1 protein-coding gene is annotated in these 258 nt (G+C 39.5%); it reads left to right on the top strand.

The features are described from left to right. On the top strand, positions 1-192 hold a 192-nt coding region (locus tag Q5762_RS38925; protein ID WP_315897042.1), incomplete at its 5' end, for a YajG family lipoprotein. Between the last annotated feature and the right edge of the window lie 66 nt (positions 193-258).

Genomic DNA, 258 nt, shown 5'->3' with positions numbered 1-258 from the left:
AATCAGGTTGCGCTAACCATTTTTATTCAAAGTGATAATGGCACCTTTAGCAAATCTTATGCGGGTGATAGCAGCTACACAGCGCCTTTTAAAGTAGATTTAGCTGCAGTTGAACGAGAGTTACGTATTTTAACCGAACAAGTATTGAGCCAACTTTTGCAAGATCCCGCTTGGAAAGCTGCATTAAGATAAAAGGAAGAACAATATGAAAAAACTTTGGCTAAGCTTCTTATTACTATGCTGCAGCTCGGTGCATGC

This window comes from Streptomyces sp. P9(2023), from assembly GCF_032436795.1.
In the GTDB taxonomy this organism is placed as follows: Bacteria; Actinomycetota; Actinomycetes; order Streptomycetales; family Streptomycetaceae; genus Streptomyces.
Note: the sequence above shows the minus strand (reverse complement) of the source record. Positions and strands in the feature narration are given on the sequence as shown.